We start from the raw sequence: 13,221 nt of genomic DNA, 5'->3' as shown, positions 1-13,221 counted from the left end.
GGGGGGGGGCGCGGGGGGGGGCGGGGGGGGGGGGGGGGGGGGGGGGGGCGCCCCCCCGGGGGCCCCGGGGGGGCCCGGCGGGGGCCCCCCCCCCCCCCCCCCCCCCCCGGCGGATCCCGGGCGGGGCGCTCAGCCGCGGGGCAGGCCGAAGAAGCGGCGCAGCCGCGACCGCGAGCCGGCGGCGGGCGCGGGACCGGGGACGGGCCCGGCGGCTTCCTCGGCGGTGGGCCGCTCCTCGCCGCGGCGGCGGCGCGCGCCGCGCAGGGCGGCGTAGTAGGCGCTCTCCGCGGCGGCGTCCGCCAGCAGCGCCGCGGAGAGGGTGCCGAGCACGCGGGCGCCGGACCCGCCGCGCCGGGCCGCCCCGGCGAGACCCACCCCGAGGGCGGTCTCGGTGCCCGCCAGCGCGAGCAGGAGCTCCGGCCGGCGGACGAGGGCCCGCTGGTAGCGCGCGAGGAGGCCGTCGCCGGTGGGCTCGATCGTCATCCCGCGCAGCAGGGCCGAGGCCACGCCCGTGGGCTCGTAGTGCTCGACGCCCTCGGCACCGGCGAGCTCCCGGCGGCCCTCCACGACCTTGGCGGCGAGCACGGGCAGGCCCAGCAGCTGCAGCACGGACTCCAGGACCAGGTCCGTGGACCCGCCCCGCACGTAGTTGCGCAGCCGGTTGGTCTCGGCGGGGTCCAGGTCGAAGACGGAGGCCACGGACTCGATCTGCAGCTCCGACGTGCCGCCCGAGCACAGCCGGACGAGGTCGCGCTCGAACCGGGCGGCCGGCGTCTGCTCGGCCTCGACGGCCACCCCGCCGGCGGGCAGCCACTCGGGCCCCCACTCGAGGGCGCACACGGCGTCGGCGGCCTCCAGGTCGGTGACGGCCGCGGGGTCCTCGCCGGCGAGCAGGACCTCGACGGAGCGGGTGGCCCCGTCCGAGGACAGCGCCACGGCGGTCTCGGCGAGACCGGTGCGCACGGCCCAGAAGTCGACCTCGGCGTCGAAGACCACCACGGACCAGCCGTGCCGGGACACGGCGGTGAACCCGGTGCCGGACAGGGCCGCGAGCACGGGCAGCTCGGGGGCGTCCAGGCGCACCAGCAGGACCCGGCGCAGGCCCGGGTGCTCGGGCTGGAGCTGCTGACCGGTCATCCGGGTGAGGGTCGCGGAGAACTCGTCGAGGGTGCACCCGGGCCGCACGGAGCCGTCCTCGCCGGCCTGCGCCAGCCGTCCCTCGGCGTCGGCGAGGAACATCAGCTGCGTGGCCCGCGGGCCCTCGGCGTAGGCGCTGATCAGGCGGTGGTGGGCGATGATCTTCCGCATCCCCTCGCACGTGGGGCGCAGCCCGGAACCGTCGGACGCGGTGGCCTCCGTCGCGCACAGCACCGTGGCGGGGACCAGGTCCCACGCGGAGGTGGGGGATGCGATGTCGTCGGCGGGGAGTGGGGTCATGAGCTCCATGCTACGCCGTCGCCGTGGGCGGGCCTCCGGGTCCGGGAGGCCGCCCGGCGGGGCGGATCCGCTCAGCGGGGCCCGTCGACGAGCTCGGCGGTGGTCCCGTCCTCGAGGGCCGCCAGGCCCGCCCGCAGGCGCCGGGCCAGCGCCGGACGCAGGTACCGGTCCAGGTCCGCGGGCGCCGTCCAGCGGTGGCCGAGCAGCTCCTCCTCCTGGATCGTCAGGGGCGTGTCGGCGTCGATGACGCCGCCGTCGTAGACGAAGGACACGGAGTCCCCCCACAGGCCCATCGCCACGCCGTGGTGGACGACGAGCAGCCGCCCCTCCGGCAGGTGCAGGCCGACCTCCTCGACCACCTCGCGGAAGCACCCGGTGCGCGGGTCCTCGCCCGCCTCCACGGTGCCTCCGGGCACGGTCCAGTCCGACTTGTAGTTGGGCTCGACGAGCAGCACGCGGCCGCTCCGGTCGCGGATGAGGGCCTCCGCGGCGAGCCGGCGGGTGGGCAGGGAGTCCACGAAGCGCTTCAGCTCGCTCTCGGACAGGTAGGAGCTCACGGGGCGATCACTGTCCCAGGAACTTCTCGAAGCCCTTGGGCAGGTTCAGCTCCGCGGGGTCCGGCTGGGCCTGGGCGGCGCCGAACGCCGACCCGGCGGGCGCCTTCTGCTTGCGCTGCTGCTCCAGGGCCGCGTTCTCCTGCGCCCGCTTGGCGGGATTGCCGGAGCGGGAGCCGCCCTTCTTGGCGGAGCCCTTGCCCTTGCCCTTGCGCTGTCCGCCGCCCGCCCCGGGCATGCCGGGGATGCCCGCGGGCATCCCGGGCACGCTCTTGCCCTGGGCCAGGCGCTTCATCATCTTCTGCGCCTGGGCGAAGCGCTCCATGAGCTGGTTCACCTCGGAGACGGTGACGCCGGAGCCCTTGGCGATGCGGGCGCGGCGGGAACCGTTGATGATCTTCGGGGCCACGCGCTCGTGCGGGGTCATGGACCGCACGATGGCCTCGACGCGGTCGATCTCGCGCTCGTCGAAGTTCTCGAGCTGCTCGCGCATGCCGGCGGCCCCCGGCATCATCATGAGCATCTTCTTCATCGAGCCCATCTTGCGCAGCTGCTGCATCTGGGCGAGGAAGTCCTCGAAGGTGAAGTCCTCCTGGTCGGTGAACTTCCGGGCCATCTTCTCGGCCTCGTCGCGGTCCCACTGCTTCTCGACCTGCTCGATCAGGGTGAGGACGTCGCCCATGTCGAGGATGCGGGACGCCATGCGGTCCGGGTGGAACTGCTCGAAGTCGTCCACGTTCTCGCCGGTGGAGGCGAACATGATCGGCTTGCCGGTCACGGAGGCCACCGACAGCGCGGCGCCGCCGCGGGCGTCGCCGTCGAGCTTGGACAGGACCACGCCGGTGAAGTCGACGCCCTCGTTGAAGGCCTGGGCGGTGTTCACGGCGTCCTGGCCGATCATCGCGTCGATGACGAAGAGGACCTCGTCGGGGCGCACGGCGTCGCGGATGTCGCGCGCCTGCTCCATGAGGGCCTCGTCGATGCCGAGCCGGCCGGCGGTGTCCACGATGACCACGTCGTGCAGGCGCGCCCGGGCCTGGGCCACGCCGTCCCGGGCGACCTGCACCGGATCGCCCGTGGGGTCGTCGAACTCCGAGGTGGTTCCCGGGTGGGGGGCGTACACGGGCACCCCGGCGCGCTCGCCCACGACCTGGAGCTGGGTGACGGCGTTGGGCCGCTGGAGGTCGGAGGCCACGAGCAGGGGACGGTGCCCCTGGCCCTTGAGCCACTTGCCGAGCTTGCCGGCCAGGGTGGTCTTGCCGGCGCCCTGGAGGCCGGCGAGCATGATGATCGTGGGGCCGGTCTTGGCCATCCGGATCCGGCGGGTCTGCCCGCCGAGGATGTTCTGCAGCTCCTCGTTGACGATCTTCACGACCTGCTGGCCGGGGTTCAGCGCCTCGGAGACCTCCAGCCCGAGGGCGCGCTCCTTGACCGCGGCGGTGAACTCGCGCACGACCGGCACGGCGACGTCGGCGTCGAGCAGCGCGCGGCGGATCTCCCGCACGGTGGCGTCGACGTCCGCCTCGGTCAGGCGTCCCTTGCCTTTGAGGTTCTTGAAGGTGGCGGTCAACCGGTCGGACAGTGAATTGAACACGGGTCGAAAGCTGCTTTCGTCGAGGGAGGCGGCCGGTGCGCCGCGGTCTGCGCCGCGGGCCGCGGCCCGGCCCGGTGTGGCGGGTCAGTGTCCAAGGTTAGCAACTCCGGGCGGCGCGGGCCCCGGCCCCGCCGTCGTCCGGGACGACGGCGGCCGGCCCCCTCCCGCTGGGAGGGGGCCGGCCGCCGGGTCCGGTGGGCTCTAGAGCGCCGTCTCGTCGCGCTCCCCGGTGCGCACGCGAACGGCCTGGTGCACGTCGGTGACCCAGACCTTGCCGTCACCGGCGCGGCCGGTGTTGGCGGACGAGACGATGACGTCCACGATGTCCGTGGCCTGGTGGTTGTCCACGAGGATCTCGACCCGGACCTTCTCGAGCAGGTCCACGGTGTACTCCGCGCCGCGGTAGACCTCGGTGTGCCCGCGCTGCTGCCCGTAGCCGTGCACGTTCTGGACCGTCATGCCCTGGACGCCGTAGGACTCGAGCGCGGACTTGATGTCCTTGAACTTCTCCGGGCGCACGATCGCGGTGACGAGTTTCATGGGAGGGGTGCCTTTCGTGGGAGTGGGATGGTCCGTCGGCCGCCGCACGGCTCAGCTGTGCACGGGCTCGGAGCGCCCGGCCTCGGAGCGCCCGGCCTCGAAGGACGCGGTGCCCTCCCCGGCGGTGTGCCGGCCCGGGGTGAAGGAGCCCGTGGCGTCGCCGGCCAGCGCGTAGCCGGACTCGGCGTGCTGGGTGATGTCGATGCCGTCGATCTCGTCCCGCTCGGTGATCCGGAAGCCGATGGTCTTGTCGATCACGAAGGCGATGACGAAGGTCAGCACCGCGCAGTAGACCACCGAGACGAGCACCGCCACGACCTGGGTGAGCAGCAGGCCGGGGCCGCCGCCGTAGAACAGGCCGGGCGTGCCCTCGGACGGCAGCGCCACGAAGCCGAGGGCCACGGTGCCGACGATGCCGGAGACCAGGTGCACGCCGATGACGTCCAGGGAGTCGTCCATCCGCATCCGGTACTTGAGCCCCACGGCGAGCGCCGAGCAGATGCCGGCCACGAAGCCGATGCCGATGGCCCAGACCGGCGAGACGTTGGCGCAGGCCGGGGTGATGGCCACGAGCCCGGCGACCACGCCGGAGGCGGCGCCCAGGGAGGTGGCGTGCTTGTCGCGGATGCGCTCGGTGAGCAGCCAGCCCAGCATCGCGGCGGAGGGCGCCACCAGGGTGTTGATCCAGATCAGCCCGGCCTGCTCCGCGGTGCCGGCCGCCCCGGCGTTGAAGGCGAACCAGCCGAACCACAGGATCGCGGCGCCGAGCATCACGAGCGGCAGGTTGTGCGGGCGCTGGCTCGGGTCCTTGCCGAAGCCCTGGCGGGCACCGACGATCATGATGAGGATCAGCGCGGCCACGCCGGCGTTGATGTGCACCACGAGCCCGCCGGCGAAGTCGATGGCCTCGCCGATCGCGGAGCCGATGGCGCCGTCCTCGCTGAGCAGCCCGCCGCCCCAGACCATGAAGGCCAGGGGGGCGTAGACGAGGGTGGCCCACACGGGAACGAAGACGGCCCAGGCGCCGAAGCGGGCGCGGTCGGCGATGGCCCCCGAGATCAGGGCCACGGTGATGATGGCGAAGGTCCCGCCGTAGGCGGCGCCGAGAAGGTCCTCGGTGCCCATGATGTCGCCCAGGGCGAAGGACGGGACGGGGCTGCCCGTGAGCCCTCCGAGCAGCGGGTCCCCGCCGCTCATGGAGTAGCCCCACAGGACCCAGACGATGGAGACCATGGCGATGGAGATGTAGCTCATCATCATCATGTTCAGGACGCCCTTGGCGCGGGTCATCCCTCCGTAGAACAGGGCCAGGCCCGGGGTCATGAAGAAGACCAGGGCGGCCGCGACGATCGTCCACACGTGTCCGGCTGTGATGTCCACGATGTGCACCTCTCTCTCAGACTGTCGGTTCGGTCACCGGTGCCACTGGCCCGTTCCCCGAGGGGCCGTCCGGTGCTCACCGTTCACTGTCGAGTCTCCGAGAGAGATGTTTCGGCTGCCGCCGCGCGGCGTTGCGGACATGTTTCACGCCCGCCGCAGGGGTTACGCGGACGTAAACTGCGGCGGGCGTGTGGGGTGTTGCGGGGACGGATCAGTCGAGCAGGGCGTCCACGAAGCTCTCCGGCTCGAAGGGCGCGAGGTCGTCCGGTCCCTCGCCGAGGCCGATGAGCTTGACCGGCACCCCGAGGCTCTTCTGGATGGCCACCACGATGCCGCCCTTGGCGGTGCCGTCGAGCTTGGTGAGCACGATGCCGGTGACGTCCACGGCCTCGGCGAAGACCCGGGCCTGGGTCATGCCGTTCTGCCCGGTGGTCGCGTCCAGGACCAGCAGCACCTCGTCGACGGTGGCGGCCTTCTCCACGACCCGCTTGATCTTCCCGAGCTGGTCCATCAGCCCCGCCTTGTTCTGCAGCCGGCCGGCGGTGTCGATCAGCACCACGTCCACCTCGTGCTCGATGCCGGCGGTCACGGAGTCGTAGGCCACGGACGCGGGGTCCGCGCCCTCGACCTGCGAGCGCACGGTGGGCACGCCCACGCGGGCGCCCCACGTGGCGAGCTGGTCCGCCGCCGCGGCGCGGAAGGTGTCCGCGGCGCCGAGGACGACGTCCTTGTCCTCGGCGACGAGCACGCGCGCGAGCTTGCCCACGGTGGTGGTCTTGCCCACGCCGTTGACGCCCACCACGAGGACGACGGCGGGGACCGGCCCCTTGCGGTCCACGGCCAGGGACCGGTCCATCGTCGGGTCGACGAGCGCCACGAGCTCCTCCCGGAGCATGGCCTTCACGTGGACGGGGTCGTGGGTGCCCTCGACCCGGACCCGGCGCTGCAGCGCCTCGACGAGGTCCGTGGCCGCGTCCGTGCCGAGGTCCGCGAGCAGCAGCGTCTCCTCGATCTCGTCCCACACGTCCTGGTCGATGCGGTCGCGCGAGAGCAGCGCCAGCAGGCCCTTGCCGAAGACGGTGTTGGACCGGGCCAGCCGTCCGCGCAGCCGGGCCATCCGGGACGCCGCGGACTCGGGGCGGTCGAGGGCCGGGCGGGTGCTCTCGGGCGGGACGGGCGCGGTGCCGGGCTCCAGGTCACCGGGGGCGGCGACGGGGCCCGGGTCGAGGTCGTCGGGGTCCCGGGTGGAGGGGTAGCCGCCGCGGGGCGCCCTGGGCCCCCGCAGCAGGACCAGGCCGAGCAGGCCGAGGACCACCACGGCGATGAGGACGAAGGCGAGAACGGGTATCGAATCCACGTCCCCCAGCTTCTCACACCGCCCTCCGGCACCGGCCGGACGCACCGGCGTCCCGCCCCGCCCGGGGACCTAGACTCGACGGGTGCCCGTTCAGCCCCCAGCCGCCGCCCCCGGCCGCGACCGCGTCCCCCAGCAGATCACGGTGCTCATCGCCGCCGCCTTCGTCATCGCCGTCGGCTACGGCATCGTGGCCCCGGTGCTCCCCCAGTTCGCCACGACCTTCGGGGTCGGCGTGGCGGCCGCCTCGGCCGTGGTCAGCGTCTTCGCCGTGGCCCGCCTCCTGTTCGCCCCGGCCGGCGGGCGGATCCTCAACCGGATCGGCGAGCGCCCCACGTACGTGACCGGGGTGCTGATCGTGGCGCTGTCCTCGGCGGCCACCGCGTTCGCCCAGACCTACTGGCAGCTGCTGCTGTTCCGGGGTCTCGGCGGGATCGGCTCCGTGATGTTCACGATCTCGGCGATGGGCCTGATCGTGCGCCTGGCCCCGCCGCGGATGCGGGGGCGGGTCTCGGGCTACTACGCCTCCGCGTTCCTGGTGGGCGGGGTGCTCGGCCCGGTGATCGGCGGGCTGCTCGCCGGCTTCGGCATGCAGGCGCCGTTCCTCATCTACGCCGTGTCGCTGCTGGTGGCCGTGGCCGTGGTGCACTTCCGGCTGCGGGACGAGGTCCTGGGCGCCGGCAGGGACCGCCGGGACCAGCCGGTCATGTCCGTGGCCGAGGCGCGCCGGGTCGGGGCCTACCGCTCCGCCCTGGTCTCGAGCTTCGCCAACGGGTGGACCGCCCACGGCATCCGGGTGGCGCTCGTGCCCCTGTTCGCGGTCGCCGTGCTCGGGGCCGGGCCGGCCGTGGCGGGCCTGGCCCTGGCGGTCTACGCCGTGGGCAACGCCATGGCCCTGCCGGTCACCGGCCGGCTCACGGACCGGTTCGGGCGCAAGCCGCTGGTGCTCACCGGCCTGGTGGTCAACGGGGTCGCGACCATGGGGCTGGGCCTGGTCCAGGACGTGCCGTGGTTCGTGGTCCTCTCGCTCGTGGCCGGCATGGGCTCCGGGACCCTGAACCCGGGCCAGCAGGCGACCGTGGCGGACGTCATCGGACCGGACCGGGCCGGCGGACCGGTGCTGGCGCGGTTCCAGATGAGCGCCGACGCCGGGCAGATCCTGGGGCCCGTGGTGGCCGGCGCGCTGGCCGACGCGGCCGGCTTCGGCTGGGCCTTCGGGGTGTCCGGGGCGATCATGCTGCTGGCCGCCGGGGCCTGGCTGCCGGTGCGGGACACCATGGAGCGGCCCGACACGCCCTCCGTGCGCGGCACCGGATCGTGAGCGCCGGACCGGCCGGGGCCGCCCCGGGCCGGCTCAGCGCAGCTCGGCGAGGCGCTGGCCGATGACGGTGGTCACGCCGTCCCCGCGCATGGCCACCCCGTAGAGGGCGTCGGCGATCTCCATGGTCCGCTTCTGGTGGGTGATGATGATCAGCTGCGAGGTCTCCTGCAGCAGGCGGAAGATGCCCAGCAGCCGCCCCAGGTTCCGGTCGTCCAGGGCCGCCTCGACCTCGTCCATGACGTAGAAGGGCGAGGGGCGGGCCTTGAAGATGGCCACGAGCAGCGCGATGGCCGTGAGCGAGCGCTCCCCGCCCGAGAGCAGGGACAGCCGCTTGATCTTCTTGCCCGCCGGGCGCGCCTCGACGTCGATCCCGGTGCCGAGCATGTCCGTGGGGTCCGTCAGGCGCAGCCGCCCCTCCCCGCCGGGGAACAGGGTGGCGAAGACGCCCTCGAACTCGCGGGCGGTGTCGGCGTAGGCCTCCGCGAACACGCGCTCCACGTGCTCGTCGACGTCGCGGATGATGCTGCGCAGGTCCTGCCGGGACCGCCTGAGGTCCTCGAGCTGCTCCGCGAGGAAGCGGTGGCGCTCCTCGAGGGCCGCGAACTCCTCCAGGGCCAGCGGGTTCACCCGGCCCAGCGCGGCGAGCTCCTTCTCGGCCCGGCGCAGCCGCGCCTCCTGCTCCGCCCGCACGTAGGGCGTGCCCTGCCCCGGCACGCCCCCGGAGCAGGGGCCGAACAGGACCTCCTGGTCCCCCTCGCCCGTCGCGGGCGCGGCGGCGCCGCCGGACGGCGGCGTCCCGGGGTCCGGCGCCGGCTCGGGCTCGGGGACCGGCAGGTGCGGCCCGTAGTGCTCCACGAGCGCGTCCGGGGTGAGCCCCAGCTCCTCGAGGGACCGGTCCTCGAGCGCCTGGACCCGGGCGCGCCGCTGGGTGCGGGCCAGCTCGTCCCGGTGCACGGAGTCGGTGAGCTCCGCGAGCCGCGCGGCGAGCCGGTCGTTGGCGGCGCGCAGGTCCGTGAGCTCGGCGTCGAGCCCGGCGCGGACCGCCTCGGCCCGGTCCCGCTGCGCGGCGGCGGCCGCGGCGGAGCCGGCGACGGCGTCGAGCAGCTGCCCGGCGCCGTCGAGCACCGCCTCGGCGTTGCGGGCCTGCAGCCGGCGGCGCCGGGCCCGTCGCTCCGCCTCCTCGCGCGCCCGGCGCTCGGCGGCCGCGGCCCGCTCCTGGGACGCGGCCCGGTTGCCGAGGGCGCGGGCCTGCTCCTCGAGCGAGCGCAGGGCCAGCCGGGCGTCCGTCTCGGCGGTGCGGGCGGCCGTGGCGGCCCGGTGCCGCTCGTCGCGGCGGGCGGCGGCCTCGAGCTGGACGGCCTCCGTGTCCTCCTCGCCGTGCTGCTCGGCGGCCTCCAGCCGTCCGGCGGCCTCGCGCAGCCGCTCCTGCTCCCGCGCCAGCTGCTCCCGCGCGGCCCCGACCTGCTCGTCGAAGCGCCGGGTCTCCGCCTCGGCGGAGTCCAGCACGGCCCGGGTCCGGGCGAGCTCCGAGGCGGCCCGGTCCGCGGCGCGCTCGGCCGTGCGGAGCCGCTCCGCGGCCTCCTCCGCCGCCCGGCGGGCGGCGTCCCGGGTCCCGGCGGCCGCCCGGGACGCGGCGCGAGCCTGCTCGAGGGCCGTGGCGAGCTCGGCCCGCTCCGTCTCGGCGGCCTCCGCGGCGGCGCGGGTCTCGAGCGTGCCGGCCGCCTCGGCGGCGCCGCCCCAGGCGCTGGTGCCCGTGAACACGTCGCCGTCCCGGGTGACGGCCGTGAGCCCGGGCGCCGCCACCACGACCCGGGCCGCCGTGGCGGCGTCCTCCGTGAGCACGGTGGCCGCGAGCAGGGCCCGGACGGCGGCCGCGCCCCGCTCGAGGTCCTCGGCCGCGGCGGAGTCCCCGGCCGCGCCGGCCCGCAGCACGGCCGCGGCCGGCCGCACCCCCGGGACGTCGGGGACCGCCGGAGGCGGACCAGGGCGGTCCGCGGCGGCCCCCGCCACCAGCAGGTGCACCCGGCCCACGCCGTCGGCGCGCAGGGCCTCGAGGACGGAGACCGCCTCGCCGTGGGAGCGCACGGCGAGGGCCTCGGCGAAGGGACCCATCGCGGCGGTCACCGCCCGCTCCCAGCCGGGCTCGACGTCGACGAGGTCGGCGACGGCGCCGAGGACGGCCTCGGCGTGCCGGTCGAGGACCGCCGCCGAGCCGTCGGGCTGGCGCAGCCCGGCGCGCAGGGTCTCGGCCCGGGCGCGCTGGGCGTCGTGGGCCCGCAGCAGCTCCTGGGCGGCGCCCTCGGCCTCCCGGGCCGCGGCGCGGGCCCGGGCGGCGGCCTCGGCGGCCTCCTCGTGCCGGACCCGGGCGCGGTCCGCGGCGCCGGCCGCCTCCTGGGCCGCCAGCGCCAGGCTGTCGGCCTCGGTGCCGGCCTGCGCCCGCCGCCGCCCGGCGTCGGCGTGGGTGGCGTGCAGGCGGGCGAGCTCGTTCTCGGCCGCCTCCACCCGCGAGCGGGCCGCGGCGACCGCGCCGGTGAGCCGGGCCGCGCCCTCCCGGCGGTCGGCGGCCGCCCGGAGCAGGCCGGTGACCACGCCGTCCTGCTCCCGTGCCGCGGCCTCCGCGTCCTCGCGCTCCTGGATGGCCTCGGCGAGGGCCTCCACGGCGTCCTCGACCTGCTCGAGCAGGAGCTGCTGCTCCTCCCGGGTGCGGGCCGCCTGGGCGTCGAGCCGGTCCGGGTCCCGTCCCGGTTCCGCCGGCTCCGCGGCGGCGCCGAGCAGCCGGCGCCGTTCGGCCGCGAGGGAGGCCAGTGAGCGGTAGCGCTCCTGCACGGCGGTGAGCTGGTACCACGTGTCCCGCGCGGCGTTGAGGGCGGGGGTCGCCCGGGCGGCGCGGGCCTCGACCTCGGCCTGGCGGGCGCGGCCGGCGTCGAGGGCCTGCTCGACCTCGGTGCGCTCCGCGCGCAGCCGGCGCTCGGCCTCCTCGTCGACGGCGAGGCCGGTGCGGGCCTGCACGAGGTCGTCCGCCAGCAGCCGGGCGCGGGCGTCGCGGACGTCGTGCTGGATCCGCTGGGCACGGCGGGCCGTCCTGGCCTGCCGGCCCAGCGGGGTGAGCTGGCGGCGGATCTCGCCGGTGAGGTCCTCGAGCCGGTCGAGGTTGGTCTGCATCGCTTCGAGCTTGCGCAGGGTCCGCTCCTTGCGGCGGCGGTGCTTGAGGATCCCGGAGGCCTCCTCCACGAAGCCGCGGCGCTCCTCAGGGGTGGCGTGCAGGATGCGGTCGAGCTGGCCCTGGCCCACGATGACGTGCATCTCGCGGCCGAGCCCCGAGTCGGAGAGCAGCTCCTGGATGTCGAGCAGCCGGCAGGGCCGGCCGTTGATGGCGTACTCGGAGCCCCCGGAGCGGAACAGCGTGCGCGAGATCGTGACCTCGGCGTACTCGATCGGCAGCGCGCCGTCCGCGTTGTCGATGGTCAGCGAGACGTGGGCGCGCCCGAGGGGCGCCCGTCCGGCGGTGCCGGCGAAGATGACGTCCTCCATCTTCCCGCCGCGCAGGGACTTCGCGCCCTGCTCCCCCATCACCCACGCGAGGGCGTCCACCACGTTGGACTTGCCCGAGCCGTTGGGGCCCACCACGGCGGTGACCCCGGGCTCGAACTCGAAGGTGGTGGCCGAGGCGAAGGACTTGAACCCCCGCACGGTCAGGGTCTTCAGGTGCACGGGTGTCCGGTCTCCTGCGGTGGGGGCGGCGGGCGGGGGTCGTCCCCACTCTACTCGGGCGCCCGGACGGGGCCGTGCGCCCGGCCCCGCGGCGAGGAGGCGGGGCGGGCGATGATCAGCCTGCAGAGAAACGGCCCGGACCCGGGGGGCGGGCGCGGAACCGGCCGGTAGACTGACCGCGACCAGCACGACCTGCCCTCCCCGTGAGCGCGCCCCCGTGGGCGGAGCGGGGCGTCGGCGAGCCCCTAACGAAAGCCAGAGACCTTGACCGGTAATTCCTCGATCCGTCACCGCAACGCCGCCCTCCTGGCCATCACCAAGGTCGAGGCCGACGTGGTCGTGCCCTCGTCCCACGCCGACGAGGTCCTGGCGGACACGTTCGCGCGCCTGAAGATGCCGAAGGGCCTGCTGGAGCGGCTCGCGGGCGTCAAGGAGCGGCGCGTCTGGGCCCCGGGGCGCCACTTCACCGACGGCGCCGTGGAGGCGGGCGAGGCGGCCCTCGCCCGGGCGGGCGTGCGCCCGGACCAGGTGGGGCTGCTGATCAACGCCTCGGTGACCCGCGACGGCTACGAGCCCGCGGTCTCGGTCTCCGTCCACCACCGGCTGGGCCTGGCCCCGTCCGCCCTGAACTTCGACGTCACCAACGCGTGCCTGGGCTTCGTCAACGGGCTCACGATCGCGGCCACGATGATCGACTCGGGCGCCATCGACTACGCCGTGGTGGTCGCCGGCGAGGACCCGACCCCCTGGCACCGCGAGACGTACGAGCGGCTGCAGGGCCCCGACGTGACCCGTGCGGACGTGGTGCGCGAGTTCGCCACGCTGACCCTGGGCTGCGGCGCGGCCGCCGCCGTGGTGGGCCCGGCCGACCGGCACCCCGAGGGCCACCGGATCGCCGGCTCCGTGACGCGCTCCGCCACCGAGCACCACGGGCTGTGCATCGGCGGCTTCGACGGCATGTACACCGACGCCACGGGCCTGCTCAAGCACGGCGTAGGCCTGCTCGAGGACGCCTGGCGCGACGCCCACGAGGACGGCTGGCACTGGGAGGAAATGGACCGCTACATCGGGCACCAGGTCTCCATGTCCCACACCAACAAGCTCTTCCAGGACGTCGGGATCGACCCGGAGAAGTTCCCGCTGACCTTCCCGTTCTGGGGCAACGTGGCGGCGGCCGCGCTGCCGATGACCCTCGCGCTGGAGGCCGAGCGGCTCCGGCCCGACGAGCGCGTGCTGCTGCTCGGCGTGGGCTCCGGGCTCAACGCCACCTACATGGAGATCGACTGGTGAACCGCCGGCGCTGACGCGCCGCGCCCGCACGAGACGTCCC

At 75.3% G+C, this 13,221-nt stretch carries 9 protein-coding genes; 2 read left to right on the top strand and 7 right to left on the bottom strand.

The window, feature by feature from the left end; genetic code table 11:
* Positions 1 to 129: 129 nt before the first annotated feature.
* From QYM41_RS04000 to ftsY, 6 genes are all read right to left on the bottom strand, one after another.
* Positions 130 to 1,437, bottom strand: coding sequence for a hypothetical protein (locus QYM41_RS04000; protein WP_368798433.1), 1,308 nt, complete (start codon positions 1,435 to 1,437; stop codon positions 130 to 132).
* Between the two features lie 71 nt (positions 1,438 to 1,508).
* Positions 1,509 to 1,994, bottom strand: a complete 486-nt coding sequence (locus tag QYM41_RS03995) for an NUDIX domain-containing protein (RefSeq protein ID WP_368798432.1) — start codon at positions 1,992 to 1,994, stop codon at positions 1,509 to 1,511.
* Positions 1,995 to 2,001: 7 nt separating this feature from the next.
* A complete protein-coding gene (gene ffh / locus QYM41_RS03990) occupies positions 2,002 to 3,585 on the bottom strand; it encodes a signal recognition particle protein (protein ID WP_368798431.1) in 1,584 nt (527 codons plus the stop codon).
* A 201-nt stretch (positions 3,586 to 3,786) separates the two neighbouring features.
* The gene (locus tag QYM41_RS03985) at positions 3,787 to 4,125 is read right to left on the bottom strand and encodes a P-II family nitrogen regulator (RefSeq protein ID WP_017833766.1); all 339 of its coding nucleotides are present in this window, start codon (positions 4,123 to 4,125) and stop codon (positions 3,787 to 3,789) included.
* A gap of 51 nt (positions 4,126 to 4,176) precedes the next feature.
* Positions 4,177 to 5,505, bottom strand: a complete 1,329-nt coding sequence (locus QYM41_RS03980; RefSeq protein ID WP_368798430.1) for an ammonium transporter — start codon at positions 5,503 to 5,505, stop codon at positions 4,177 to 4,179.
* 211 nt (positions 5,506 to 5,716) lie between these two features.
* The gene (gene ftsY, locus QYM41_RS03975; protein ID WP_368798429.1) at positions 5,717 to 6,862 is read right to left on the bottom strand and encodes a signal recognition particle-docking protein FtsY; all 1,146 of its coding nucleotides are present in this window, start codon (positions 6,860 to 6,862) and stop codon (positions 5,717 to 5,719) included.
* 82 nt (positions 6,863 to 6,944) lie between these two features.
* Between ftsY and QYM41_RS03970 the strand changes: the two genes are divergently transcribed.
* The gene (locus QYM41_RS03970) at positions 6,945 to 8,180 is read left to right on the top strand and encodes an MFS transporter (protein WP_368798428.1); all 1,236 of its coding nucleotides are present in this window, start codon (positions 6,945 to 6,947) and stop codon (positions 8,178 to 8,180) included.
* Positions 8,181 to 8,213: 33 nt separating this feature from the next.
* On the opposite strand, the gene smc is transcribed toward QYM41_RS03970, so the two are convergent.
* Positions 8,214 to 11,891, bottom strand: a complete 3,678-nt coding sequence (smc, locus tag QYM41_RS03965; protein WP_368798427.1) for a chromosome segregation protein SMC — start codon at positions 11,889 to 11,891, stop codon at positions 8,214 to 8,216.
* A 264-nt stretch (positions 11,892 to 12,155) separates the two neighbouring features.
* On the opposite strand from smc, the gene QYM41_RS03960 reads away from it, so the two are divergent.
* Positions 12,156 to 13,181 carry a 3-oxoacyl-ACP synthase III gene (locus tag QYM41_RS03960; RefSeq protein ID WP_368798426.1) on the top strand — a complete coding sequence of 342 codons (1,026 nt, stop codon included), beginning with the start codon at positions 12,156 to 12,158 and terminating at the stop codon, positions 13,179 to 13,181.
* Positions 13,182 to 13,221: the final 40 nt, after the last annotated feature.

Origin of the sequence: Kocuria oxytropis (genome assembly GCF_040981195.1) — a bacterium.
In the GTDB taxonomy this organism is placed as follows: Bacteria; Actinomycetota; Actinomycetes; order Actinomycetales; family Micrococcaceae; genus Kocuria; species Kocuria oxytropis.
Note: the sequence above shows the minus strand (reverse complement) of the source record. Positions and strands in the feature narration are given on the sequence as shown.